We start from the raw sequence: 24,985 nt of genomic DNA, 5'->3' as shown, positions 1-24,985 counted from the left end.
TACCCATGAGTGATCAGAAAAGCATCGACCGCCCATACAGAGAAACGGCCATCGTCACTCCCGAGCACGTACAGCTCCGGTTTCAAACGGCCGGGTTGGGCAGCAGGGCGGCGGCCCAGCTGATTGACACGCTGCTCCTTCTCTTGGTTAATCTTACTGTATTTGTGTTGATTGTCATAGTCGTATTTGGCAGTGAAGAGGAATTTTTCCAGGATGAAAATAGCTACGCCTTGGCTATCCTGCTGATCGTCCTGACTGTGTTGAATTTCGCCTATTTTTTGCTGATGGAGTACTTCCGCGGCGGACAGACGCTGGGAAAGAAGTGGATGGGCCTTCGCGTCATCCAGGAAAACGGCCAGTCGCTGACGTTTTTGTCCGCCGTGATTCGCAACTTGTTCCGCATTATTGACAATCTCCCGGCCGGCTACTTTCTCGGCGGATTGGTCGTGTTTTTTCATCCCCGGGACAAACGGATCGGCGACATGGTGGCCGGAACGATTGTCGTGTTGGAAGACGAGGGGATGCGTCTATCCCGAAGACACAAGAAGCGGAAACTTGCCCGCTGGATGGCGGATGCACCGCCCTTTGTGTTGACCGAACAGCAGAAACAGGCAATCACCCGGGAAGACTGGCAGCTTCTCTCCGCCTATGTTGATCGCCTGATGACCATGGCGGAGGACAGGCGAATGATACTGGCCCTGGAAATCACACGACGGCTGTGCGACAGGTTGGATTGGCCTGACCGGAAGACGGCGATGGCTTTTCCGATCGGATTTTTGCTGCAACTGCACGAGCAGCTTCAACATGAGTGGAAGATTGGGCCGTAATCAGAAAGATCGGAGCGTTCCGATCTTTTTTGCAATGCGGTGTCGCCTGCCGTGATTGTGTTATAATAAAATGTCAACTCATGTCGCACAAGAGGAGGGAGAGCAGATGAGCGACAAGTACGTTACCGCTTCATCGACTTCATCGACCACACTGCGCCTCCCGGAACAGGGGAAGCAGGGAGGAAAGCGCAGGAGAAACGGCCTGTTCACCAGTTTGGTGCGGGCGGTCGCTCCCGGGACGGACGATAAGCGCTCGCTTGTGCCCACAGTCATCGCTGTGCTGTTGTGGCTGGGACTGGCCGGCGTCGGATACGCGTTTGCCGTTCACACGCTGGACAAGCAGCAGCAGTTCGTGACCCAGCGCCTTCAAGAGGTGCAGGCTCAGAACGAGCAGCAGATGAAGCAGGTAGAAGAACAACTGGCGCTCGTCCAAAACGAAATGAAACAGGTGCAGAGCGGATTGGCGACGCTCCAGGAAGATCTGCAGCTGACAGGCGAAACCATCGGCGGCACCAACAAGACCAAACAAGCCCTGCAGGATCGGATCGATCAGCTCAACAAGCAGTTGGGTGAGCTGAAGGCGTCGCTGAAAAAACTGGAGGATGCGGCCCGTGCCTGGTAAGATTCACCGCTTCTTCGCGTTTCTTTTGGCACCGGCGGTGGGGTTCCTGCTGGCGTTTTCCCAGGCCAACCCGGTGGACAAGCTGCCGGTGGAGCAGTTGACGCCGCCGGTGGAGGCGACCGGCAATCAGGTGGCGGCGCTGATGAAGCAGCTCGATGACACAAATGACCAACTGCGCGAGGCGTCATCCATCATGGAAGAGCTTCGCAGCCGGGCGGACAAGGAGAAACGGGAGTACGAGGAACAGCACAAATCAATCAACAACCTGTTGGAGACGAGCAAAACGCAGACGCAAAAGTCAGCCGACGTGCTGGACACGATCTTGTCCAGCATGCTGGGCAATCCGGTCGGGCAGAGCTTTGGCCCCAACTCCATCGTCAAAGTGTATTCCTTGGAAGAAGCCGGATACCGCGGTTACATGGCCAAAGTACGGCTGAAAAACCCCAACGCGCTGCGGATGGTGCTGGCGCATGACGCGGTCAAAAGCAAGGGAGAGACGACCAGCAGCGCCGGCAAACGCACGGGAGCGGTGCTGGCGATCAACGCCGGCGGCTTCATGAAGGATAAAAACGGCTATCTGACCCCGCTTGGGATTACTGTCGTTGACGGCAAGATTCGCACCTTTTCGACGAACACCAATCTGAGCTTCGTCGGATTCAACAAGCAAGGGCGGCTGGTCGGCGGCAAAATCACCTCGCAGCAGCAAATCACCCAGCAGGGGATTTTGCAGGGGGCCAGCTTCCTGCCGACGCTCCTCAAGGACGGCAAGCGCATGCCGATTCCGCGCGAATGGGCCAATGCCCGGCAGCCGCGTACGCTGATCGGCCACTTTGACAACGGCGACCTCTTGCTGATCGTCATCGACGGGCGGCGCAAGGGGTGGAGCAACGGCGTCACGCTGGAAGAAGCGCAGCGCAAACTGCAGGAATTCCACGTGGTGGACGCCTACAATCTGGACGGCGGCGGTTCCAGCGCCTTCTACTACAATGGCAAGATTCTGAACAAGCCTTCCGACGGCAGGGAGCGTCCAGTGGTCAGCAATCTGGTGATCATGCCGTAGCTGGACAGCTCGGCAGCGGATGCCGAAAACAGCCTGATTGAACATCGCTTCGAAGAACAGTCACTCGTCATGCGGGTGGCTTTTTTCGTTGGGTTCAGTCCTTTTGTCCCAGATGCACTCGCGCCTTTCTCACGTTGACCGGGCCTAATATTCAGAAATATAATAATTTTCATAGATCACCGGAGGATGAGGAGGGATTCAATGAAAAAGGCAAAAGTGCTTCTCGCGTCCTTGGCGGCGCTGGTGTCGCTGGCAGCGCCGGTGCAGGCGGCCGTGCCGGGAATTCCTGCAGGTGCGGACGGAGCGACACAGGGCATTGTGGCAGTTTCCCACCCGGCGGCGGCACAGGTGGGCCGGGACATTCTGCAAAAAGGCGGCAATGCAGTGGACGCCGCAGCGGCGATCCAATTTGCCCTCAACGTGGTGGAGCCGCACATGTCGGGGATTGGCGGCGGCGGTTTCATGATGATTTACCTCAAGGATCAGGACAAAATCACGGTCATTGACAGCCGGGAAATGGCTCCTCAGGGAGCAGACGCCCGGATGTTTCTGGATGAAAAGGGTGAGCCAATCCCGTTTGCCGAACGGCACACCAACGGCAAGGCGGTCGGGGTGCCCGGCACGCTGCTCGGTGTGGATAAGGCGCTGACATCATACGGCACGATGTCGCTCGCCGAGGTAATCGAGCCGGCGATCGAGCTGGCAGAGAAGGGCGTTGAGGTAAACGGGGTGACCGCCCGATATATCGCCGCCACGAAGGACAAACTGCTGAAGCACAAGACGGCCGGAGAAGTGTTTGTGCCAGGCGGTACGCCCTTGAAAAAAGGCGATCTGCTGATCCAGCCCGATTTGGCAAAGACCTTCCGACTCATCAAGGAAAAGGGGACGGACGCCTTTTACAAGGGAGAAATCGGTGAGGCACTCGTGCGCGAAGTACAGCGGACCGGCGGTTCCATGACCATGGACGATTTGCAGCGGTACGAGGTCAAGGAACGCGAGCCGGTGCGCGCCAAGTTCCGCGGCTACGAAGTGGTCTCCATGTCTCCCCCCAGCTCCGGCGGATTGACGGTGATCCAGATTCTCAAGCTGATGGAGGGCTTTGACAACAAAAAGGCCGGGTTTGGCTCGGTGGAATACCTGCACAATCTGATCGAGGCCAACCGTCTGGCTTACGCGGACCGGGCCGCGTACATGGCGGACGAAGACTATTACCCCGTGCCCAAACAGGGCCTGATCCACGACGACTACATAAAGGAGCGGCGCTCATTGATCCGGCCGGATGCGGCCAACCCTGAGATTACTGCCGGCGATCCCTGGAAGTACGAAACAGACAAGAAGCCGGTGCCGGCCCTGAATCTGACCGACCCCCAACCCGTCAAGCAGACGACCCACTTTGCCGTGATGGACAAATGGGGCAACCTCGTCTCCTACACGACGACGATCGAAGACGTCTTCGGCAGCGGCATCATGGTCCCCGGATACGGATTTATGCTGAACAACGAGCTGACCGACTTTGACGCCGTGCCGGGCGGAGCCAACCAGGTGGAACCGGGTAAGCGTCCGCGCTCCAGCATGAGCCCGACCATCGTGCTGAAGGACGGCAAGCCGTTCATGGCAGTGGGATCGCCCGGAGGCTCCACGATTATCGCCTCCGTGTCGCAGACCATTTTGAACGTGATCGAGCACGGCATGGAGATCCAGGACGCCATCCTCGCACCGCGCATCTTTACCAGCAGCTATCCCAACGTCACCTGGGAGGCGGGCATCGACCAGGACGTCATCCTCCAACTGATGGCCAAGGGGCACGTGTTCAACGAGCATCCGGAAGACATCGGAAACGTGCAGGCAATCATATACGACTTTGAGACCGGCAAAATGTACGGAGGAGCCGACAACACGCGGGAAGGAACCGTGCTTGGGGTGGACGCGGTGGCGTATACGTCGGCGGAGCCGGAGCCGCTTCCCCCGGTGGAAAAAGGACCGTTCGTGCTGAAAGTGAACGGCCACGTCTACCCGTACACGGCTGACCAGAAGGCGTTGATCAACGGTACCGCGTACGTCGAGGCGAAAAAACTCCTGCTCGGACTGGGCGGCGACCCCTCCCGCTTCCAACAGGACGTCGTCACAGTGGGCGGCAAAGCGTTTCTGCCGGTGAAAAAAGTGGCCGAAGCGCTCGGTTACACGATTAGCTGGGACGCGAAAGAAGCAGCCGTCCTCCTCAAAAAACCGTAAACAGATTATTCCCTTCGAGGCCCTGCCGAACATGGCAGGGTCTTTTGGTTGTTTGCACATGTGGGAAGAAACGGTATGACGTATTGGTCAGGCAGGGGTGTATAATAGGGGAGATTATGCGCGCATCGTCGGCAGGCTGTTTCCCGTTTTGTACGGTTGAGGGAGCAAACCTGGCAAAAAGCGTAACATTTAAGGCTATGATTCCGTCATTCTACATGGTAAGGTAGAACAATACACATGTGTGTGCAAGGAACCAGGAGGTATATCGCATGAAAACACGAAAACCCGCCGGTCTAGCAGTTGCAGCCGTACTCTCCGCCGTGCTGTTGGGAGGATGTGAAGGGCTGCAGCCGACCGCTCCGGCGGACTCGCAGCCGACTTCGACGGATGGGGCTAACGCTCCGTCATCCTCATCGATCAGCCTGGCCGCCGTTCCGGACAGCATGGTGCTGGCACCGGGGGCCAAAAAGACCTTGCCGTACGGGGATGGCGTCACGTATCATTCTTCTGCGCCCGATGTCGTGACAGTCGGTTCCAACGGGGAGCTTTCCGTATCTTCCCAGGCAAAGGCCGGTTCCACAGCGACCGTTACCGTGGAGTATCAGGGCGAACGCAAAGACGTGACGATCACAGTCAAACCCTCTCTCGCTGCGACCGTGACGATGGTGAACGGCATTCCGACCGTTACCAATCCGGACGATTTGGTCGTGGTGGTCAACAAGGAACGGGCCCTGCCCGCCGATTACGTGCCGCCTCGTCTGGTCGAACCCAACGTGCCGTTCACGTTTTCCGGCAAGGCGGAGAAGCGCCTGTTGCGCGAAGAAGCGGCCCGTGCCCTGGAGGAGCTGTTCGCCAAGGCGAAACAGGATGGTATTCAGTTGTACGGTGTCTCCGGTTACCGTTCGTATCAAACGCAAAAGGGACTGTTCGAAGGTTACGTGAAAACGCAGGGAGCTGAGCACGCGAACCGCTACAGCGCCCAGCCGGGGAAAAGCGAGCATCAGACCGGCCTGGCTATCGACGTAGCAGGCACCGATCCCAGCACCTTGCTGGAGGAGCCGTTTGCCGATACCCGTGAAGGCAAATGGCTGGCGGAGCACTGCGCCGAATTCGGGTTCATCATCCGCTATCTGAAAGGGAAAGAAGAAATCACCGGCTACGCCTACGAACCGTGGCATATCCGCTATGTCGGAAAAGAAGTGGCCAAGGAGATCATGTCCTCTGGTGTTACGTTGGAAGAGTACTTCCAGGACAGCGGTCAGGTGCAGGCTCGTTAGGCATCCGATATACTGACAGATTGACGAAGCGGCTTTCCGCCCCGGATAGGGGACGACGGACAGCCGCTTCTTTCGTCGTCGGTTCGTGCGGCTGCCGGAGTGAGACGACCGCCTGGAACGAATCCCGGCGGTTTTTTATTCTGTAAGAAAAAAATGGCCGCTTGTATCTAACTAAATAGAGAGAAAGGAGGGAGAACGCTGGAACAGAACCATCTGTTGACGGACGGTGCCGTACTGAACCAGACCAGGGATGCCGCATTCGAACAACTGATGCAGACGCAGATGGCTCGGGTGTACCGGCTGTGCTGCTGGTTGGTCAACGACCGGACGGCTGCGGAGGACATTACCCAGGAGGTTTTCCTCAAGGTGTACAAGCATCTGTCTGCGTTTCGGGGAGACAGCCGGATTGAGACATGGCTCTATCGGATTGCGGTCAATGAGTCCAAACGGTACCTGCGCTCTGGGGTGTTTCGCAAACGGTTTTCCGCCTCCCAGGCAAACCGTGTAGCGTGCGCCGACATCGAGAAGGAGGTCATGCGGAAGGACGAACAGGCCGCGTTGTCACGGCTGATCGACACGCTGCCGTTTCGGCACAAACAGGTACTCATTCTCCACTACTACGAAGAACTGAGAGTGGAAACGATCGCCGAAATCCTGGGCATTACACCCGGAGCAGTCTACACCCGCCTGCACAGGGCGCGGGAAAAGCTGAAAGCATTGATGCGCAAGGAGGAGGAGCGATGGATTTAGACAAAAGGCTGCGCGAGCTGGCAGCGGCGAAGCGGATGGCATTTCAACCGTCCAGGGCGGACATGGAGCGGATCGAACGGAACATCCGCGAAAGGATCGGACAAAAACAGGGGAGGTTCCGTCGTGCCGCAGTCTCCATCGCGGCCGTGGCGACAGCCTGCGGGGCGGGCGCGTTCCTCCTGACGCCTGTTGTTATGGACTGGCAGCGCGATGCGGGAGGCGGCCGCGTTCCTGTCGTGGAGCCGGCAGACCCATCTGTTGAGGAGCAGTTCCCGTTTGCTGAGGAATTCATCCGATTCCTGAAGTCGTATACCGACCTGGAGCTCACTCAAATCGAGCCGTCGCCATTTGCAGACGTTTTTGCGGCAACGAATCAAGCCGTTCGGCTGACCACCAACCAAGGGAAGCTGGACGTCGTGTTTTTCCCCAATCCGGGGCAAGCGGAAAAGGTGGAGATCGACGAGGATTTTTCCGTGCCGGGCCACATTACCTTAACCTTCACTGGCGCTGAGCTAAAGACGGGCTTTACTCCGATGAAAGCATCGGGGCCGACCTATGTGTACGCGCATGATAAGCTGTTGCTGCTGACGAACAAGAGCGGATTCCTGCATTCGTTCCAAATCAAGTTGTTTCTCCACGACGTGTACCGGGATGTGTTTGAAAGTTTCGGCATCGATCCGGAGGAGTATGAATTCGACCGAGGGATCAAGCAAGGGAAGCAGGCATCTCACCTGTCGGAAAAAGCGTGGAAAGGATTGGATGCAGCCTGGACACAGGTAGCCGTAAACGGAAAGGTCGGCGACATCATCCCTGGCCTGTTTCTTAAACACGATGGCCAGGAAGCGCTGATTGTCTACAAGTCGTCCGATGCGGTCAATCACCTATACCGTTACGCGTGGGAGGAAGAGCGGGGCGAGTGGGTGCTCACGGCACACGGCAGCAAGCAGGGGAAAACCATCCGGAAACGCCCATGACTGACGATTCCCCGTTTCCTTGCCGTCGCTGTCTGGCGGAATCTGGGATACGTGCGGTTTAAGGAACCTGTTCCAAAACGAAACACAGCTCTCCGCGCAATCCGGACGGGAAACGCGGAGAGCCGTGTGCTGTTCGCGACAGTCAATGTCCGCCGCACCGTGAATGCGGCCGAATCAGTGACGGGTCTGGTAGGTTGGCAGGGGTGACGGCTGCTGCTGCAAGGGAATCTGCTGTGTGACTGACTGCTGCAGCTCCCGCTCCATTTGCTCGCACAGCGTGATCGCGTGCTGCATCTGGCGAATCGCCATGTCATGACCTTGCAGAGCCTGCTGAATCATCTGGACCGCCTGCTGCTCGCGAGCAGCCAACTGCTGCAGCGTGGCGGCGTTTTGCTGTTCCTGCTGCAGAAGCTGGCGGTAGGTGGCGCTTGCTTGCATTGTCTGTTGGATCAACTGCTGGATGGTCTGTTTGCACTGAGACAATTCTTGTTGGGCATGGGTGATCGTATGCACGAAAAAACGACCTCCTGATTGTGGGATTGATGCATGCGATTACCCTTTTATGTTGTGCAACATACGGAAAATTATCAGTCGTGTTGGTCAGATGCGCCCGTGACACCGCATGTGTTGTTCTCATGCAAAAACCAGCATCCCGGCTGCACTTACTTGGGCAGGCGGATGCTGTTCAACGGCCAGTAGACCAGTTCCGCCCGGCCGACCACGTGCTCCAGGCTGACGGGGCCGATGACCCGGCTGTCCATGCTGTTGTTCCGGTTGTCGCCCATGACGAAGACGTGGCCGGGGGGGACGGTGATCGGGCCAAAGTCTTCGGTGAGTGTGATGCCGTTCGCTGCCGCTTTCAACTTGTTGGCGGTGAGGTATTCCTCTTGTACAGGCTGGCCGTTGACATACAGCTGATCGTCTTTCGCCTCCACGGTATCACCCGCGACGGCGACGACTCGCTTGATCCAGTTTTCCCCGCTCGCGTCGGGGTGGATGATCACGATTTCGCCTCTTTTCGGCTGCTGCAGGTAATAGATTGCCTTGTTGACGATCACCCGTTCGCGGTCGTGCAGGGTGCTCTCCATGGAACGCCCTTGAACGACGTAAGGGGCCATCACAAACACATAGATAAAGGCGGTCAAGCCGCCAATCAAGACGAACGATTTCAACCAGTCTGCCAATTCCGTTTTCCATTTTGCCTTTGCCGTGCTTTGCGTATGTTCCATATGCCAATCTCCTATGTATCAGGTTTGTCGGGAGGCCGCCGGTTGGTTTCGAAAACAGGAGGCGCTGCCGTATCTATTATTATACATATATTATACATACGATACGGACGGAAACGGAAGTTGTTTCGTGGAAATAGGTGGAAAATAGGCTGTATTTCGCCAATTGTCCGTCACGAATTTGTCACGGAACTCGCCCCTTGCATCGTTTGCCATTTTGCGGTAAGATGTCAATGTAAAAAGTTTTACAGTAAAAATATTAAACGGTAAACGTATTGTCCTACTCACATCCCCTTTTTCAGAGGCCGACTGAATAACGCTTGCGCAGACTGTTAACAGCCGATATATTTTTATAGTAAAAGTATGAATTTTTGAAAAAGGGTGATGATGTGAGCGAAATGTCCCGCGCCGGTAAAATCGAGGAACTGGATCAGGTGTTTGTTGAGTTGGCTCGCTTCTTCATCAGCCATTGGCTGCTGGAAGAAGAAGTAATTAGCCCCAAGCAGTTCATCTTGCTGCGGGTGCTCTATGACAGAGAGCGCAGCACGGTGTCCGAATTGGCCGCTCTCTTGAAGCAGTCGAACAGCGCCACCACCATCGCACTGAATCGACTGGTCAAGTCGGGCTACGTCAATCGGCTCCGTGATGAACAGGACCGGCGGGTCGTCTGGGTTACGCTCTCGGACAAAGCGGTTCCGCTGATGGAGCGATTGTTGTCCAGACGGAGGGAACTCCTCACCAAACTGCTGGAAAACCTGACCGACAGCGAACTGGAACAGTTTACACTCTATCTCCGAAAACTGAAGCAAGGCTTGCAGTAACCTACTTGCCGTATCGGAGCAGCGGGCGGGGGATATTTCACAGGACAGCGTGAACCAACAGAAGATGGGAGTGTACGAAAATGAAAAAATCGACAACACTGTTGATGGGAACCATGGTTCTCGGCGCCACTCTGTTCGCGAACGCTGCTTATGCAAACGAAGCTGTTCAGGCTCACGGTTGGATCAACATGCCGGCAGAGGATCAATGGGTAGTCCAGCCGGGAAACAACGCGACTGTCACCAACCAAAGCGGCTGGATCAACATACCGACAGAGGATCAGTGGGTGGTCCTGCCGGGAAGCAACGCGACTGTCACCAACCAAAGCGGCTGGATCAACATGCCGGTTGAGGATCAGTTCGTAGTTCAGTCGAGCGTTACAGCACAAGTAACCACGCAAAACGGCTGGATTGCCATGCCGGTAGAAGATCAAACGATCATCCTGTCGCCCAAAAGCGAGCAACCCACCGGCGTGGCTCACGGTTGGGTGGCTGCTCCGGTAGAGGACAGCGTGATCGTGGTGAAACCGGCTGCCAGCACCAACGATATCACTCAGGCTCACGGCTGGAGTTGGTCGGTGCCGTATGCGAACAACGACAAGTAAACACGCTCTTGCCCCTAACCCCTTCTCGATGCAGAAGGGGTTTTTTGACGCGCTCGCTTTGGCTAAATGGCAGGGAAGCCGCACACACTACGAATTGACCTAAATCAGGAAGGAGGAACTGACATGGCAGATGAGCGCCAAAATGAATTGGACCGCACTGCTGACACATCGATCAGGACATTTGCGTCAGAGTCCGAAGCAGATGCGGAGCAATCCCAGGAGGTGAACATCACCCAAGAGCAGGTGAGCGATATGTACAAAATGGGGACGATCGACGATGCCCAAGGACTGAACTGATGTCCTGATCTCGACCGTCCCCGCTTGCCTGCCGGGCGGGTACAGCAGACGGCAGGCTTGATCGTCTGATCCATCTCCTCTGATCCGTCTCCATCAAACAGCAACAACCCGGACTGCATATTTGTCCGGGTTGTTTGTTATGTCAAAGCGGCAGTCGTCCTTTCCCCTGATCACAATGCGTACCGCTTACGGCCGGTCGTAGACAGCCCGCTCTTCCGTGGGTATCCGGACGCGCCACAGCAGCCAAAAGTTGGCCAGGGAAAAGACGACGGCGGTCACGACGGCGGAAAAAGTGAGCGGCAGGACGAGCAGTTCAATCGACACCACCAGGTAGTTGGGATGGCGCAGGAAGCGGTACGGGCCGCGCCGCACGGGTTCGCTGCCGGGAAGGATGTAGATGCGCGTGTTCCAGCGTTTTCCCAGGCTGACGATGCACCAGTACCGCAGTCCTTGGGCCAGTGCAAATACGGAAAATGTCCAGGCCCACCACGGCGCGGTCCTGCCCTCATGGAGGAGTCCCTCCGCGAGCAGGCTGACAAGAAACAGCACATGCAGGGTGACGATGTACTTGTAGTGTTCGGCCCCTACTTCCCGTCCGCCCGCGGCGAGGATGTGGCGGGCGTTGCGCCGCGCGAGGGCCAGTTCCAGAAAGCGTTGGGCGACGACGACGGTATAGACGGTGACAAAAAAGCCCACGCTCTGCTCACCTCGCTTCCAACAGGATCAACTCCGAACTGAAGCCAGGTCCGAGGGCGGCCAGCAGTCCCTTTTCGCCCGGCTGCCAGTCCTCTTCCATGCACTTTTCCAGCACAAACAAAACGGTGGGCGACGACATGTTGCCAAAGTCGCGGAGGACGTCCTCGGCCAACCGCGTGGCTTCTGCCGGAATCCCCAACGCCTGCCGGTAGGCGGCCAGCACCTTCGCCCCGCCGGGATGGAAGATAAATCGCTGCACGTCCGGGACAGATACGCCAAACGGTCCGAGAAATCCCTCGACGTTGGCCCGCATCGACTGCCGAACCAGGCTGGGAATGTCGCGGGAAAAAATCACTTTCAGGCCCGGTTCGGTCAGTTCCCAGCCCATGATGTCCAGCGTATCCGGCCATGTTGTCGTGCGTGCCCCCATGAAACAGAGGCGGGGCGGAGCAGACGGCCGCTTCACCTCATCACCTTCCACCAGCACGGCAGCGGCTCCGTCAGCAAACAGGCAGGTGGCGACCAGGTTGCTTTTGGACAGGTCTTGTCGGATAAATGTCAATCCGCACAGTTCTACTGCCACCACCAGGACGCGGCTTCTGGGGTACGCCCGGGCGTATTCAAATGCCCGTGTAAGACCCATCGCCCCGCCGACGCATCCCAGTCCCCACAGCGGCACGCGGGCGATGTCCGGCCGCAGGCCCAAGCGGTTGATTAGATGGGCGTCGATGCTTGGGGTGGCGATGCCCGTGCTGGAGACGAAGATCAGGCAGTCAATCTCCGAAGCCGCCGTGTTGGCCTTGTTCAGGCAGCGCCGGGCGGATTCGGCACCGAGGGAGACGGCATGCTCCACGTACAGCCGGTTTTTTTCAGCAAACCCGTGTTCTGTTGTAAACCAGTCGAGCGGCATGCAGAAGTGGCGCTTGCGAATTTGGCTGTTGGCAAAGACGGCGAGCAGGCGATCAATGTCGGGGAAGGCTTGTTGGAAAAACGCACGGGCGACCGCCATGGAATCGTCCTGAGTGATTACATGTTCAGGAACAGCGGTCGCCGTGGCTTCGATGCGGGGCATCGCAATCCCTTCCTTTTCGTCAGGTAAGTAGTTCCAGTTTTCCCTAAACGCAGTTGTCCGATTCGTGACACACGGGAAAACAAAACGAAAGCGGAAGGGAGCGAGAACAGAATCGCTTGAGCTGCAGGCGGTCGTTGGCGGGAAATCGCCAGCCGCCCTTTATGACGCGGCAATCGGAGGCTTGGAACCGTCAAAAGGAGCCGGCTGCCGCTGGCTCATGGCCCGCTTCACCAGCCGGTACTGGAACAGGCCGGCGACGAGCAGGAGGACGGCGAGCAGGGAAAACCAGTAGGCGCCGCCGATGCTGCGGAACGACACGGCGCCAAGCGACGGGCCGATCGCGCCAGTGATGCTCCAGTTGGCCCCGAAAATGGAAAAGTAACGGCCGCGGTACGCTTCCGGCGCCATGACGGAAATTGCCTTTTGGATTTGCGGGCCGTACAGCATCTCGCCCAGTGTAAAGATGGCCTCCGCCACCACCAGCAGGAAAAAGGTGGGGGCCCAGCCGTAGCCGATGCCGACACAGGCGAGGAGCAGGTAGGCCAGCAGGATGACGCGATGGGCCGGAAAACGTTCGGCAAACTTGGCGATCACGATCTGGCAGCATACGACGAGCAGGCCGTTGATCGTGATCAAGGTGGCAAACACGGTCAGGAAATCATCAAAGCGCGTCCGCAGGTGCTGCGGCAGGATGATCTCCACCTGGGAGTACAGGAGCGAGACCGGAACGGCCGCCAGCGTCATCCACAACAGGGTGGTGTGCTCGTGCAGCCGCAGCTTGGGCGCTTTTGGCTTGTCTGCTTGGCCTTGGCTGCCCTGCTTCCGTTTCTCACGGGGGAGTGTCTCCGGTACTTTCCACACGATCAGCAGCATATAGGTGAAGAGTGCGGCCGAACAAATGCCGAAGACGATTGCCGGGTTGATTTTGTACAGCGTAACCCCGATCAGCGGTCCCGCCGCCGCGCCCAGGTTGAGGGCGGTATGCAGCAGGGCGAACACCTCACTGCGCTTTTCCTCCGGAACTACGTCCGTCACCTGTGCGCTGGCTGCCGGCCAGAACAGGGACGAGCCGATTCCGTTCAGAATGGTTAAAGCCGCAAAGTCATAGAGGGACTCCGCCCAGATGTAACCAGCCATGGAGATCGCTTCGATCGCCAGGGCGGCCACCATCAACGGCTTTCGTCCGTAACGGTCAGCCAATCCTCCAGAATAAAGTCCGGCGATCATGCTGGTCAGCGGCTGCAGACTGGTCACCATGGCCGCCACCACCAGATTGTTGTCCATTCTCTCATATAGATAAAAGGCCAGGAAGGGTCGGAGCATGAATCCGGCAAATGTGGTCAGAATCGTCCCGATTACGCGGATCCAGATGGTCGAGTCATAACGTGCAAAGACGGATTGAAGCCATGCCATGTGGTAAATTCCTCGCTTCTGATAAAAGAATTTTTTAGTAGTATACGAATTTTTTGTGAAATGAAAAAGAAGGTTTACACATATCTGAATACTGAGTTTTTCGTTAATGCCGTTTGCGTGAGCACGGCTTCCATGAGAGGGGTCGCGAACGGAGCGAGCGATACGCGAGTCGGTTTACACGTTGTCCCGACACTGCGCTGACGATTTTTTTCCTTGAACTCACTGGAACAGACAGGTAAAATATTCCTATGAATAAGATAAAAGTCCTATATTTTCCGTGGTTATTTAGGTCTTTTGTATCATATCCAACGCGTTTTTGTGCGAACTACGTCGGAGGGGATATCGTTGGACTTACGTTGGATAGGGTTGGGGATATCCTGCCTGTTTAGCCTGCTGTGGACGGTTGTATACGGACTGCCGTCCCATCAGCTGACGGCCGTACTGGCCGCAGTGGTCGCGGTGATGCAGGCAGCAGCGGGTTACCAGATGGGATTGTATGCCGAGAGACTGAGAGAGGAGGCCAGTCTGGACTCGCTGACAGGTGCTCTTGTCAACCGCCGCTTTTTTGCATTGCTGGAAAAGGAGATAGAGCGGGCCCGCCGCCACGACTATCCGGTTACCTTGCTGTTTATCGACCTGGACAATTTTAAGATATTCAATGACAGCCATGGTCACTTGGCGGGAGACGAGCTGCTGTGCCGCTTTGCCGACATTCTGAAACGCAGCATCCGCGCGCAGGATGCGGTCGGCCGATGGGGCGGCGAGGAGTTTGTCATCATGCTCCCTCATGCGGAAACGCCGCACGGTGTAGCCGTGGGGGAGAGAATCCAGCGCAATGTTCGGGAGGATCTTGGGGGCGTAACGGTCAGCATCGGCATTGCCTCGTTTCCCGCGCACGCGTCCACGGCAACGGAACTGGCGGCGAAGGCAGACACCCTGATGTACGAAGCGAAAAAAAAGAAAGACTGCATTTTGGTAGCGCACCATTGAGGGAAGGAAACATTTGGAGATAATTGAACACCCGCATCCGGAATAGGGCGGGTGTTTTTCGCTTGTCATGCGTCTTTACAAAACCTTTACAATATCTTAATGAAAAAAATACGCGTTTGTCCTTGTTTTTAAATTTACCTTTCGAAAGTTGTTCGGTTATAATCGTTGAGGCGCTATTTTTCCAAAGGAGTGACGACGGAACATATGTGGAAATCCAACAAGGACATCTTCTTTGACCTGTTTGAACAGCAAATCGCCAATGTTCACAAAGGCACCCATCTGTTTTACGAGATGATTGGCAACTATCAGGATGTGGAAGCCAAAGTGAAAGCGATTAAAGCGGTTGAAAAAGAAGGGGATGAAATCGTTCGTCGGATCATGAACGAGCTGAACTCCACGTTCATCACCCCGCTGGAGCGGGAGGACATTCACCAGCTCGCGCATACGATGGACGAAATGATTGACTATATCGACGGGGTAGCGGATCGGATGTACCTCTATCAAGTGCACCAGCCCGATCCTCGCGTTCTGGCTCAGGCCAACATTCTGGTGAAATGCTCGGCCAAACTGATCGAGCTGATTCGCACCCTGCGCAAACTGGATCACAAGGTGGTGTCCCAATACGCTTCCGAGATCAAGGAATTGGAGCATGAGTCCGACTCCAACTACCGGAAAATGGTGTCCGACCTGCTCAACGCACCCGACGCCAATCCGATCGAGGCGATCAAGCTGAAGGAGATTTACGACAAGCTGGAAGACTGTGCGGACTTCGCCGAGGATGTTTCCAACCTGGTAGAAGGGATTGTGCTGAAGAATGCTTAGTCTTTCGCCTGACATAATCATACTCATCCTTGTCGTCATCATGGCGCTCAGCTTTGACTTTATCAACGGCTTTCACGACACGGCCAACGCGATCGCCACGTCCGTGTCCACCCGGGCGCTGAGTCCCCGCACGGCCATTCTGATTGCGTCGGTACTGAACCTGATCGGTGCGCTTACCTATACCGGCGTGGCCAAAACGATCGGGGGAAGCATCGCCGACCCGTTCAAGCTGGAGAACGGTCTGGTCATCGTCCTGGCCGCGCTTACGTCCGCCATTCTGTGGAACCTGATCACCTGGTGGTTCGGGATTCCCAGTTCGTCGTCACACGCCCTGATCGGCGGGGTGGCCGGTGCGGTTGTCGGTGCAGCCGGTTTCGACTCCATTAACATGGCAGGCTTTATCAGCATTGTCCAGGCGCTGATTTTCTCACCGATCGTTGCGTTTGTAGTCGGGTTTGTCATTATCAAGCTGGTCTCCGCACTGGTGGCCAACATGCCGTATCATCGTACGAACAGAGGCTTTCGCTTGTTGCAGGTGCTGTCGGCGTCCTGGCAATCGTTCAGCCACGGGGCCAACGACGCTCAGAAGACCATGGGGATCATCACTTTCGCGTTGATCTCCGGCGGCTTTATGACCTCGGAGACGGGTGAAATCACGATTCCGATCTGGGTGAAAATCTCGGCGGCGATCGCAATGGCGCTTGGCACGTCGTTTGGCGGCTGGCGGATCATTAAAACGATGGGTGGCAAGATCATGAAGATCAAGCCGATCAGCGGCTTCTCCGCCGACTTGTCGTCTGCCCTGATTATTACCATTTTTACCATGCTGAAACTGCCCGTCAGCACGACGCACGTGATCACCTCGTCCATTCTGGGCGTGGGAGCGTCGCAAAAATTCTCCGCAGTAAAGTGGGGATTGGCCGGCCGGATCCTGGTGACATGGGTCATTACATTGCCGGCGACAGGATTGCTCGCAGCTGCCTGTTACGTGGTATTCGACGTCTTTTTGTAACGGAATTGAGGTTCCCGCCTTTCTCTCCTAACGGGGAGAGGGGCTTTTTTGTTTTACGGGGAAAGCGGATCAGGAAGTGCCGGTCAACCGCTCCCAAAAGCCGGGACGCGGTTTGATCTGCACCATCCGGACCGACGTATACGGGATGTAGGTGAGCGAGCCGTCCGCTGCTTCCAGCAGCAGCCCCGCCGTGCCGTAGTCGTGCAGCTTTCCTTCCTCATAAGCAGACAGGCCTGGCCCGATCATGCCCGGAGCGAAGTGAACGCGCACGTTCCGGTCCAGATACGCCTCCAACATGTCGTCATCCATGTGATCCTCCTCCTGTTCCTTTCGTCGTTTTCTTTCAGTTATGCCCACCTTTGCGACAATTCAGACCAGAAAAAAACCACCCGACCCACCGGTCAAGCCCCCGTTGAGCAGTCTCGATTCTTCAAAAAAGGGAAACCCCCTCCCACTGCGGAGGGGGTTACAAGGACGTACTTTGCTCAAACTACACACTTTCCATTTGGGTCAGTATCTCTCGAATCCGCTCGATCTGAATCACCTGAATCACGCCGTTGGAGAATTGGATAAAGCCTTGCTGGCGCCATTTCTGGATGATCTTGTTGACCGTGATCCGGGACGTGCCGATGTATCGGGCGAACGACGTCTGGTTGATGGGAATGTTTTCATTCTCATGAATTTGAATCAATTTCAACAAAAAGTGAGCCATTTGGTGTTCGACCGGGCTGTCCAGATAGGAAATGATTTCGGCGAGGAGTCGTACTTTATAGATATGGGAGTTGGTGAAGATCATCGCCGCATGGGGATGATCCTTGCACACTCTTGACAAGGCTTCATCGGAGAAATGATAGAGAATCGAAGGTGTAGTGGTCACCGCGGTTGTCAAATAGGTTCCTCTGTGAGCCCCGTGTTCCCCTAGCAAGGTCCCGATCGGGACGTAGTCAATGACACGCTCGTGGCCGTTATCGGATAGCAGGCTGATTTTCACCCCGCCCTGCCCAAGGTAATAAAAGCCTCTGCCGTTTTCTCCCTGGCGATACACGAACGTATTCTTTTTCAGTTCCAGTTTTTGTCCATATGATAAGAACGGAGTCCACTTGTAGCGAAGGTTTACCATACGATCACCTTTCCTTCCCAACATCATTCTCTGTGCAACATTGGACAGGGAATGAGCGCCCCAGACTAAACCGTTTTCGCTGTCGGTGCAGACAGATTCAACTTCCGCAACACATCCGGACGCTTGATCACAAATTTGCGCTGCTCGATGTCGATCAGTCCGTCTTCTTTCCACTGTTTCAGGATTTTGTATACGGTGATTCGGGTTAATCCGGTGCAGTGCGCCAGGTCCTGTTGGGTGAGGGGGACTTCATAGTTTTTAAACTCATCGCAGATGTTGAGGAGCAGCGCGGCGATCTGCTCTTCGGAAGAAAGCGCTTTCATATTAATCGCATAAAGAAGAATCCGCATTTTTTGATTGACGGTTTGAGCAAACAGGGGCAGTAATTCCGGCCGCTCCTTCATCAGTTTCGCAAACTGTTCGCAGGAAAAATGATAGACCCCCGAGTCCTTAACGGCGATCGCGGTGGTAAAGTGCGTTTGCCGGTCCATGGTTTGAATCCCGAGCAGTTGGCCAGGCACCACGATGTTCAACAACCGGTCTTTTCCTTTTACCGTGGAGGTGACGATTTTCACCAAGCCCTTGTGAAGGTAATAAAACCCGTCTCCCAGACTTCCCTGGTAGTAAATGACGGATTTTCCTTTCACGAATTGCCTCTTCCCGTACTTCAGAAACGTCTCCCACTTCAGGTCGGTTTCAAAAGGGGATACCATATCGAACACTCCTTTCAATATGGTTGTAAACGATTAACGGCTGTGGTTAGTGGCCGGCTTGGATCTGCGACATCTGCTGCAGCAGGCATGCCTCCTTGGTAACGTCTTGAATGGCGGAAGCCAGTTCCATAATCCCTTCTGTCTGTGCCTTTGCGAGATTTTTTGATGCAAGCACCATTTGTGAAAGAGAGGTGATCTCCTCCTGCAGCGAAGAAAGGCGCTTGGAGATTTCCTTTGCCAAACCGCCGGACGTCGAAGCCAAACGACGCATTTCTCCCGCAACGATCGCAAAGCCTCTGCCCTGCTCCCCTGCACGGGCGGCTTCAATCGAGGCGTTCAACCCGAGTATGCCCGACTGCTTGGCGATGTCTGAAATTGATTTCAATACGGAAAAGGTTGTTTCTACTTGCTGCAGCATTCCGGTCATGACCTGATGAAGCTTCTCGCTGTGTGACGACAACGTCTCAGCGCTTGACTGCATCACCACGGACTGGGCGGAAACCTCTTCCACAATGGCCGACAGGTGTTCGGCAATCTGTACTAGCTTATTTTGGCGATCCAGACTGACTCCGAAGACGAGCGCACCGGAAATCCTGCCGTCTTCCTCAATCGGCAGTCCGTCGGCAATGTAAGCGATTTCGTACACCGAGGAATCCATCAGCTTTGTCATCGGTCTTCCCTGCTTGATAATCGTATTGGCCAGACTGCCTTTCTTGATTGGATCATGCGGCGATAATCCGAATTGCAAGGTCTTTACGGGCAGGTAGGTTAAAAATTTCTCCCTATCCGTGATCCCGAGCGTAAAATCATCTTCAAAGCACAAAACCATCCTGTGCATGATGGAAGATACGTGCACGACACTTTCCAGCATGATCATACCCTTCAAGCTCCTATGTTTCATAAATCTAAATTTTCAGAAACTATCAGCACAATTATAAATGGGCGAAGAGCATATGTACAACGTAATCATTCTCGTCGCGAAAAAAAGTCTGAAAAAATGTTAACTGGTTTACAACCGGCGTGACGGAAGGGTTCGAAAAAGGGATTGGAACGTTAAGCGATTTACACAGGGAGGTCCTCCCTTTTAGTACAATCAGTTCACGACAATTTTAAATATTTAAACAATTATCAGGGGGAGGATATGATGAAAGGGAATCTGCAAATGGATGCGCCCGTTCTCGATCCGTCGTCGAAACCGGCAACCAGGACAATGCCAGCCATCACGCTGCTCGTTGTTGTCATCTGTTGGTTCAGCATGCTGGCAGACGGGTATGATCTCGGCATCTACGGCGCTGTGCTGCCTTCGTTGATGGAGTACAAGGATTGGTCGCTGTCTCCGGCGAAAGCGGGCGCCATTGGAAGCTATGCGCTGGTCGGCATGTTGGTGGGAGCCATCTGTGTCGGAACTGTCACGGACATGATCGGGCGCAAAAAGACATTGGCTTTTTGCGTATCGTTGTTTTCCATCATGATGGGGTTTGCCGCGATGGCACCCTCGCCTGACATGTTCGGTTTGTTTCGTTTTCTTGGAGGTATCGCGCTGGGCGGCGTGATTCCCACGGCGTCCGCCCTCACCATCGAGTATTCGCCGGTGGAACGGCGGTCGTTGATGTACGCCGTGATGTACACAGGGTACCCGGTCGGCGGTCTGCTCGGTGCGCTGCTGTCGATGTATTTCCTGCAGGATTTCGGATGGCGGTTCTTGTTCTGGCTCGGCGCCGTCCCGATTCTCCTCGTGCCGTTCATTCTCACGTATTTGCCCGAATCGATCAGCTTCCTGCTGGCGAAGAACAGACGCGAAGAGGCGGAGCAAATTGCCGCCCGGTACAACATTCCGCTTGATACCATCGGAGCGTACCAACCGGATCAAGCGAACGAGGGAAAGGGTAAATTCGCCTCGGTCGCCGCGCTGTTCGCCAAACAAAACATCCGCGCGACCATCTGTTTCTGGATCGCCTTTTTCATGGGCCTGCTGATGATTTACGGGTTGAGCACATGGCTGCCGAAAATGATGAAGGAGGCCGGGTACCCGCTCGGATCCAGTCTGGGATTCCTGTTCATGCTGAACCTGTCGGCTGCGGTGGGCGCGCTGTTGGCGGGCAGGGCGGCAGACCGGTGGGGATCGCAGAAGATCATCAGCATCTCCTACCTCCTCGCTGGGGTCTCGATGGCCCTCTTGAGTGTAAAATCGTCGATGCCGGTGGTGTACGCCCTGGTCGGCCTCGCCGGTTTCGGGACGATCGGTACCACGTTGATCATGAACGCCTACATTTCCAAGTACTTCTCCGCAGATAACCGGGCGACCGCGCTGGGATGGGCGATCGGGTTCGGTCGGATCGGGGCGATTTCCGGCCCGGTGCTGATCGGATTGTTCATGTCCTGGAACATGGGGCCCTCCTGGAACTTCTATACCTTTGCCATCGCGGGAATCATCGCTTCGGTCATGGTGCTGTTTATTCCGAAGCACCGCGACGGGAACATCTAACCAACGCGTGGGAGGCTGTCGATACTATCGGCAGCCTTTTTTTCTGACGTCACTTCAAAAATCGGGTGAAAACGTTAACCGCACTACAATTTTCAAAATTGTTCAATATTATAATGCAATCACAAGACAGGAACTCATCCTAACCAAGAAAGTAGGGAGGAATTACCATGGGAATCCGAACAGGTGCCCAGTACATCAACGGATTGAAATCCCGGCAGCCGGAGATTTGGCTGTCCGGACGAAAAGTGACCCATGTATGCGACGAGGTTGTGTTCCAGCAGCCAATACGTGAAATCGCAAAGCTGTACGATATGCAGCACGATCCGGAGTACCAGGACAAGATTACGCACATCTGTACAGAAACCGGGGAACGGGTGAACAATGCGTTTCTGGTCCCGAAAACCCACGAGGATTTGCAGGCTCGCCGGGCGCTGTTTGAAGCGTATGCCAAAGCCACGTTCGGCTTGATGGGCAGAACTCCGGATTTTCTCAATGTTGTGCTTACATCGTTGTTCAGCAACGCTTCCTTTTTGGAAAAATACAATCCGCAGTGGGCGGAAAATATCCGCGCGTATTACCGGTACATCCGTGACAACGATTTGTTCTTGACGCACGCGATTATCAACCCGCAAAACGATCGCAGCAAGTCATCGCATGAACAGCAGGATCCCTTTATCCATTTGGGCACGGTGAAGGAAACGCCGCAAGGACTGATCGTCCGAGGCGCGAAAATGCTCGCCACCCTGGCGCCGATCACGGATGAAGTGATCATCTACACGTTCCCGGGATTCAAGCCCGGCGATGAGCGCTACGCGCTTGCCTTTGCCGTTCCGATTGACACGCCGGGACTGCGCATTCTCTGCCGTGAACCGATGCAGGACGGAACCCGCTCGCTGTTTGACCATCCGCTGGCGTCACGCTTTGAAGAAATGGATGCGGTGCTGGTCTTCCACGATGTATTGGTGCCGTGGGACCGGGTCTTCCTGTACAACAACGTGGAAGCGGCCAACCTGCTGTATCCGAAAACGGGTATCGCGCAGCAGCCGGCGCATCAAACCGGAGTACGCGGGCTGATCAAACTGCAGTTTGCCACGGAAGTAGCGGTCCGTCTGGCCGACTCCATCGGCGTGGATGTCTACCTGAATGTCCAGAACGACCTGGGTGAGTTGATCCAGGCGGTGGAATCGATCAGGGCGCTGTTGCGGATCGCCGAACAGGAGTGCGACGTATTGCCGTCCGGCGAAATCATGCCGGGATGGGTGCCGCTGGAAACGATACGCGGACTGCTGCCGAAGATGTACCCGCGCGCCGTGGAAGTGCTGCAAATCATCGGAGCAGGCGGTCTGCTGATGTCTCCGACGGGGGCCGATTTTGCCAATCCGGAATTGGTGGAAGACATGGAGAAGTATTTCGCCGGTCGAGCGGGTGTCTCCGGGAAGGAACGCGTCCGTTTGTTCAAGCTGGCCTGGGATCTGTGCGGAGAAGCGTTCGGTCAGCGGCTTCTGCAATACGAACGCTACTATACCGGCGATCCGATCCGCAAGCGGGCGATCTTTTTCAACAATTACAAACGGGAGCGCTCGTTTGACCTGGTCGATGACGCGTTGAGCGTGCTTGATCTTAATGAACCGGTCGTGAAAGCGTGAGGAACGGACGGCGCTTCGGACAAAGGAGGAAACGGGATGAAGCTGTTAGGCATATCAGGAACGATTGTGGGGGCAAAAACGCGCATACTCGTGGAAAAGGTTCTCGAGGAAGCGAAGAAGCTGGACCCTGAGCTGGAAGTGGAACTGCTGGATATGAAGCAGTACGATGTCCAGTTCTGTGACGGGCGTGACCCGTCCACCTACACCGGTGACACGAAAACGGTGATCGACATCGTCTCTTCCGCTGATTTCTACATCATCGGCACGCCGATCTTTCAGGGATCGATCACCGGGGTGCTGAAGAACCTGTTCGACCTGGTGCATCCGCAGGCGCTTCGCCATAAAGTGATGGGTTTTGTCGCCAACGGGGGCACGTATCAGCATTATCTGGTGATTGAAAATCAGCTGAAACCCATCGCCGGATACTTCCGGGCGTACGTCGCACCCGGCTATGTGTACGCGCATGCCGACCACTTCAACCGGCAGAATGAACTGGTGGACGAAGACGTGCTGCAGCGGATCAGGAATCTGGCCGAAGAAGTGGTCCATATGCAAAAAGCGTTAAAAGCCGGTGATATTCATGCCTATTCTTGAGATCAAGCTGCTGGAGGGACGAGATCAAGAGGTGAAGGAGCGTTTGATTGCCGATGTAACGAAAACGGTCTCCGAAACCCTGCAGGTCGCACCCGAACGGGTCAGGATCATCCTTTACGAGATTCCGTTGAACCATTGGGCGATTGGCGGAAAGACGGTGAAAGAAAACCAAGAGGAAAAGGAGCGATTGACATGAGTACGACGAGCATGTTCGCACCGATCAATTTGTGGAAATTTATCGAGGAAAACAAGGACCAGCTGAAACCTCCGGTCAACAACAAGGTGATCTGGAAAGACGCGGAGCTGATGGTGATGGTGCTGGGCGGACCGAACAAACGGCGTGACTTCCACGTCGATCCCTCCGAAGAAATTTTCTATCAGCTGAAGGGAGATTGTTATGTAGAGATCATCAACCAGGAAGGCAAACGCGAAGTGATTACCGTGCGGGAAGGAGAAATGTTCCTGCTTCCGGCCAATGTTCCGCACTCGCCGCACCGGGTGGCCGATACCATCGGCATTGTCATCGAGCGAAACAGGGCCCAGGGAGAGCTGGAGGACTTCGTCTGGTTCTGCGATCAATGCGACCATGAAATGCACCGCGTCACCGTTCAGCTGACCAATATCGAAACGCAGGTAAAGCAAGCGATCGAAGGATTCAACGGCAGCCTGGAGCTGCGGACTTGCAAAAACTGCGGATACGTCATGCCGCCGGAAGCGAGCGAATGGAAATGCGAGTAGATTTTCATACCCACATCATCCCGGAAGACCTGCCGAACTTCGCCGAAACATTCAAGGGAGAGCGCTGGCCTGTCCTGCACCGGACATGCGCATGCGGAGCCAATATCCTGGTCGGGGGAAAGGTGTTCCGCGAAGTGACCGACCAGGTATGGGACCCTGCGAAGCGGCTCCAGGATATGGACCGGGAAAAGGTGGACATCCAGGTGCTGTCTCCGATTCCAGTCACATTCTCCTATTGGGCGCCCGCTGAAGAAGCGGAAGTGATGGCCCGCATCCAAAACGATTTCATTGCGCAAACCGTGAAACAGCATCCCGACCGGTTTATCGGCCTGGGAACGGTTCCTCTGCAGAACACGGCCGTCGCCATCCGTGAAATGGATCGCTGCGTTCACGAACTGGGCCTGAAAGGGATCGAAATCGGTACCAACGTGAACGGAAACAATCTGGATGACCCTGCATTCCTGGAATTTTTCGAGATGTGCGAGAAGTGGGACGTGCCGCTGTTTGTCCACCCGTGGGAGACGTTGGGCAGAGAGCGGATGCCTCGCCACAATCTCATGTACACCGTGGGGATGCCGAGCGAGACGGCCCTCGCTGCAGCCAGCCTGATCCTTGGCGGCGTGATCGAGAAATTCCCTCGCCTGCGGATTTGTTTGGCCCACGGCGGGGGATCATTCCCTTACATTCTTCCCCGGCTGGACCAGGGCTGGAAGGTATGGCCCCATCTCCGGCTGCTGGAACAGCCGCCCAGCCATTACGCCAAGAATTTCTATTTTGATTCGTTGGTCTATGATCCGGCGAACATCCAGTACATGATTGACCGCTTTGGCTATGAGCGGATCCTAATGGGCTCCGATTACCCGTTCCTGCTGCGGGAAATTCCCCCGGGCGAAGTCATTGACCAGATGCTGACGGTTACGGAAGAACAGAAGCGGGCGATGCTCGGGGAAAACGCGCTTCGCTTCCTGAATATGAGCCAGGTGAAGGTGAGGTAAC

General features: G+C 55.6%; 28 protein-coding genes. 19 read left to right on the top strand and 9 right to left on the bottom strand.

The annotated features are described in order from the left end of the window. Positions 1-5: 5 nt before the first annotated feature. The 7 genes from ETC00_RS01775 to ETC00_RS01745 all read left to right on the top strand — a co-directional run bounded on the left by ETC00_RS01775 (position 6) and on the right by ETC00_RS01745 (position 7,742). The gene (locus tag ETC00_RS01775; protein ID WP_171564250.1) at positions 6-827 is read left to right on the top strand and encodes an RDD family protein; all 822 of its coding nucleotides are present in this window, start codon (positions 6-8) and stop codon (positions 825-827) included. A 106-nt stretch (positions 828-933) separates the two neighbouring features. Beyond that, positions 934-1,449, top strand: a complete 516-nt coding sequence (locus tag ETC00_RS01770) for a coiled-coil domain-containing protein (protein ID WP_171564249.1) — start codon at positions 934-936, stop codon at positions 1,447-1,449. Further along, on the top strand, positions 1,430-2,509 hold the full coding sequence (locus ETC00_RS01765) for a phosphodiester glycosidase family protein (protein WP_171564248.1): 1,080 nt from the start codon (positions 1,430-1,432) through the stop codon (positions 2,507-2,509). Before ETC00_RS01770 ends, ETC00_RS01765 begins: the two co-directional genes overlap by 20 nt. A 201-nt stretch (positions 2,510-2,710) precedes the next feature. Beyond that, positions 2,711-4,741, top strand: a complete 2,031-nt coding sequence (ggt, locus tag ETC00_RS01760) for a gamma-glutamyltransferase (protein ID WP_171564247.1) — start codon at positions 2,711-2,713, stop codon at positions 4,739-4,741. Between the two features lie 269 nt (positions 4,742-5,010). After that, positions 5,011-6,018, top strand: a complete 1,008-nt coding sequence (locus ETC00_RS01755; RefSeq protein WP_249178833.1) for a M15 family metallopeptidase — start codon at positions 5,011-5,013, stop codon at positions 6,016-6,018. A 216-nt stretch (positions 6,019-6,234) separates the two neighbouring features. Next, positions 6,235-6,768, top strand: coding sequence for an RNA polymerase sigma factor (locus ETC00_RS01750; protein WP_230077118.1), 534 nt, complete (start codon positions 6,235-6,237; stop codon positions 6,766-6,768). Then, a complete protein-coding gene (locus ETC00_RS01745) occupies positions 6,759-7,742 on the top strand; it encodes a hypothetical protein (RefSeq protein WP_171564246.1) in 984 nt (327 codons plus the stop codon). Before ETC00_RS01750 ends, ETC00_RS01745 begins: the two co-directional genes overlap by 10 nt. 174 nt (positions 7,743-7,916) lie before the next feature. Here the strand turns inward: ETC00_RS01745 and ETC00_RS01740 are convergent, their stop codons facing one another. After that, complete coding sequence (locus tag ETC00_RS01740) at positions 7,917-8,255, bottom strand: hypothetical protein (protein WP_171564245.1); 339 nt, start codon at positions 8,253-8,255, stop codon at positions 7,917-7,919. A gap of 149 nt (positions 8,256-8,404) precedes the next feature. After that, on the bottom strand, positions 8,405-8,971 hold the full coding sequence (lepB, locus tag ETC00_RS01735) for a signal peptidase I (protein ID WP_171564244.1): 567 nt from the start codon (positions 8,969-8,971) through the stop codon (positions 8,405-8,407). A gap of 395 nt (positions 8,972-9,366) precedes the next feature. Between lepB and ETC00_RS01730 the strand changes: the two genes are divergently transcribed. The 3 genes from ETC00_RS01730 to ETC00_RS01720 all read left to right on the top strand — a co-directional run bounded on the left by ETC00_RS01730 (position 9,367) and on the right by ETC00_RS01720 (position 10,688). After that, positions 9,367-9,789, top strand: coding sequence for a MarR family winged helix-turn-helix transcriptional regulator (locus tag ETC00_RS01730; protein WP_171564504.1), 423 nt, complete (start codon positions 9,367-9,369; stop codon positions 9,787-9,789). An 80-nt stretch (positions 9,790-9,869) separates the two neighbouring features. Then, the gene (locus tag ETC00_RS01725; protein WP_171564243.1) at positions 9,870-10,391 is read left to right on the top strand and encodes a hypothetical protein; all 522 of its coding nucleotides are present in this window, start codon (positions 9,870-9,872) and stop codon (positions 10,389-10,391) included. Positions 10,392-10,514: 123 nt separating this feature from the next. Next, positions 10,515-10,688 carry a DUF4025 domain-containing protein gene (locus ETC00_RS01720; protein ID WP_171564242.1) on the top strand — a complete coding sequence of 58 codons (174 nt, stop codon included), beginning with the start codon at positions 10,515-10,517 and terminating at the stop codon, positions 10,686-10,688. Between the two features lie 186 nt (positions 10,689-10,874). Here the strand turns inward: ETC00_RS01720 and ETC00_RS01715 are convergent, their stop codons facing one another. The 3 genes from ETC00_RS01715 to ETC00_RS01705 form a co-directional block, all read right to left on the bottom strand. Beyond that, positions 10,875-11,384: an isoprenylcysteine carboxyl methyltransferase family protein gene (locus ETC00_RS01715; protein ID WP_171564241.1), complete on the bottom strand. Its 510-nt coding sequence runs from the start codon at positions 11,382-11,384 to the stop codon at positions 10,875-10,877. A 7-nt stretch (positions 11,385-11,391) separates the two neighbouring features. Next, complete coding sequence (locus ETC00_RS01710) at positions 11,392-12,456, bottom strand: type III polyketide synthase (protein WP_171564240.1); 1,065 nt, start codon at positions 12,454-12,456, stop codon at positions 11,392-11,394. Between the two features lie 159 nt (positions 12,457-12,615). Beyond that, entirely contained in the window at positions 12,616-13,869 is a 1,254-nt protein-coding gene (locus ETC00_RS01705; protein WP_171564239.1) for an MDR family MFS transporter, read from the bottom strand. A 345-nt stretch (positions 13,870-14,214) separates the two neighbouring features. On the opposite strand from ETC00_RS01705, the gene ETC00_RS01700 reads away from it, so the two are divergent. The 3 genes from ETC00_RS01700 (at position 14,215) to ETC00_RS01690 (ending at position 16,693) form a co-directional block, all read left to right on the top strand. Further along, positions 14,215-14,859: a GGDEF domain-containing protein gene (locus ETC00_RS01700; RefSeq protein WP_171564238.1), complete on the top strand. Its 645-nt coding sequence runs from the start codon at positions 14,215-14,217 to the stop codon at positions 14,857-14,859. A gap of 204 nt (positions 14,860-15,063) precedes the next feature. Beyond that, the gene (locus ETC00_RS01695; protein ID WP_171564237.1) at positions 15,064-15,681 is read left to right on the top strand and encodes a DUF47 domain-containing protein; all 618 of its coding nucleotides are present in this window, start codon (positions 15,064-15,066) and stop codon (positions 15,679-15,681) included. After that, positions 15,674-16,693, top strand: coding sequence for an inorganic phosphate transporter (locus ETC00_RS01690; RefSeq protein ID WP_171564236.1), 1,020 nt, complete (start codon positions 15,674-15,676; stop codon positions 16,691-16,693). Before ETC00_RS01695 ends, ETC00_RS01690 begins: the two co-directional genes overlap by 8 nt. Positions 16,694-16,762: 69 nt before the next feature. Here the strand turns inward: ETC00_RS01690 and ETC00_RS01685 are convergent, their stop codons facing one another. The 4 genes from ETC00_RS01685 to ETC00_RS01670 all read right to left on the bottom strand — a co-directional run bounded on the left by ETC00_RS01685 (position 16,763) and on the right by ETC00_RS01670 (position 19,403). Next, positions 16,763-17,002 carry a hypothetical protein gene (locus ETC00_RS01685; protein ID WP_171564235.1) on the bottom strand — a complete coding sequence of 80 codons (240 nt, stop codon included), beginning with the start codon at positions 17,000-17,002 and terminating at the stop codon, positions 16,763-16,765. A 181-nt stretch (positions 17,003-17,183) separates the two neighbouring features. After that, positions 17,184-17,813 carry a Crp/Fnr family transcriptional regulator gene (locus ETC00_RS01680; RefSeq protein WP_171564234.1) on the bottom strand — a complete coding sequence of 210 codons (630 nt, stop codon included), beginning with the start codon at positions 17,811-17,813 and terminating at the stop codon, positions 17,184-17,186. A gap of 65 nt (positions 17,814-17,878) precedes the next feature. Continuing rightward, positions 17,879-18,526, bottom strand: coding sequence for a Crp/Fnr family transcriptional regulator (locus tag ETC00_RS01675; RefSeq protein WP_171564233.1), 648 nt, complete (start codon positions 18,524-18,526; stop codon positions 17,879-17,881). Between the two features lie 46 nt (positions 18,527-18,572). Beyond that, complete coding sequence (locus ETC00_RS01670) at positions 18,573-19,403, bottom strand: methyl-accepting chemotaxis protein (protein WP_249178834.1); 831 nt, start codon at positions 19,401-19,403, stop codon at positions 18,573-18,575. Between the two features lie 267 nt (positions 19,404-19,670). On the opposite strand from ETC00_RS01670, the gene ETC00_RS01665 reads away from it, so the two are divergent. The 6 genes from ETC00_RS01665 (at position 19,671) to ETC00_RS01640 (ending at position 24,984) form a co-directional block, all read left to right on the top strand. Next, entirely contained in the window at positions 19,671-21,011 is a 1,341-nt protein-coding gene (locus ETC00_RS01665; protein WP_249178835.1) for an MFS transporter, read from the top strand. Between the two features lie 167 nt (positions 21,012-21,178). Beyond that, a complete protein-coding gene (locus tag ETC00_RS01660) occupies positions 21,179-22,657 on the top strand; it encodes a 4-hydroxyphenylacetate 3-hydroxylase family protein (RefSeq protein ID WP_171564231.1) in 1,479 nt (492 codons plus the stop codon). Positions 22,658-22,693: 36 nt separating this feature from the next. Beyond that, positions 22,694-23,251 carry an NADPH-dependent FMN reductase gene (locus ETC00_RS01655; RefSeq protein ID WP_171564230.1) on the top strand — a complete coding sequence of 186 codons (558 nt, stop codon included), beginning with the start codon at positions 22,694-22,696 and terminating at the stop codon, positions 23,249-23,251. After that, entirely contained in the window at positions 23,238-23,447 is a 210-nt protein-coding gene (locus ETC00_RS01650) for a tautomerase family protein (RefSeq protein WP_171564229.1), read from the top strand. Before ETC00_RS01655 ends, ETC00_RS01650 begins: the two co-directional genes overlap by 14 nt. Then, the gene (locus ETC00_RS01645; protein ID WP_171564228.1) at positions 23,444-23,989 is read left to right on the top strand and encodes a 3-hydroxyanthranilate 3,4-dioxygenase; all 546 of its coding nucleotides are present in this window, start codon (positions 23,444-23,446) and stop codon (positions 23,987-23,989) included. Before ETC00_RS01650 ends, ETC00_RS01645 begins: the two co-directional genes overlap by 4 nt. After that, entirely contained in the window at positions 23,974-24,984 is a 1,011-nt protein-coding gene (locus ETC00_RS01640) for an amidohydrolase family protein (RefSeq protein ID WP_171564227.1), read from the top strand. The genes ETC00_RS01645 and ETC00_RS01640 overlap by 16 nt, the downstream gene beginning before the upstream one ends. Position 24,985: the final 1 nt, after the last annotated feature.

This window comes from Brevibacillus sp. MCWH (assembly GCF_013096935.1).
Taxonomy (GTDB): domain Bacteria; phylum Bacillota; class Bacilli; order Brevibacillales; family Brevibacillaceae; genus Brevibacillus; species Brevibacillus aydinogluensis.
The sequence above is the reverse complement of the archived record's forward strand: the minus strand, read 5'-3'. Positions and strand labels throughout refer to the sequence as shown.